The organism is Vibrio sp. 1641 (assembly GCF_033339995.1).
GTDB lineage: Bacteria > Pseudomonadota > Gammaproteobacteria > Enterobacterales > Vibrionaceae > Vibrio > Vibrio alginolyticus.
Window position 1 is genome coordinate 1 of sequence record NZ_JAWOVP010000324.1, and the last position, 600, is coordinate 600.

Here is a 600-nt window from a genome sequence, read left to right on the forward strand (position 1 = left end):
CCCCATGAAGAAAAAGAAGAGTTGGTGGACATGGGCGAGTCGTTAGAGGAATACGAAAAGCGAAAAGTTGCAGGTGCGATTCGAACCGATTTTATTCTCTCAGCGGAAATTATTGTGATTGCGTTGGGTACCGTGACTGGGGCGAGTCTTGTGACGCAAATCTTAGTGGTGAGCTTAATTGCGGTCATCATGACCATTGGTGTTTATGGCTTAGTAGCAGGCATCGTGAAATTGGATGACTTGGGCTTCTACCTTGAAATTCGCTCAAAAGGTAAGGGCTGGATGGCGAAAGTTGGCAGTGCTTTAGTTGCTTTCGCACCAAAGCTGATGAAGTTGTTAACGATTGTGGGAACTGCTGCGATGTTTTTAGTCGGTGGCGGGATTGTAGTGCACAACGTGCCCGCCATTCACCACTTTGTAGAACCGATTATTATGAACTTTAGTGGTCATTCGGTTGCTACAGCGATTCTGCCTATTTTGCTTAACGGCATTATCGGTTTTGTAGCGGGTTTGATTGTGGTTGCTGTATGGACGGTGGTAGAAAAGCTTCGCGGTAAATAATCCACATATAAAATGAAAAAGGGCCATGCTGTCTCTAAT

Annotated in this window: 1 protein-coding gene; it reads left to right on the forward strand. The window is 45.3% G+C overall.

Translation table 11 applies throughout. The annotated features are described in order from the left end of the window. Positions 1 to 561: DUF808 family protein (locus R7Z47_RS25775; RefSeq protein WP_318130884.1), on the forward strand; the 561-nt coding region annotated here is incomplete at its 5' end. Positions 562 to 600 lie beyond the last annotated feature (39 nt).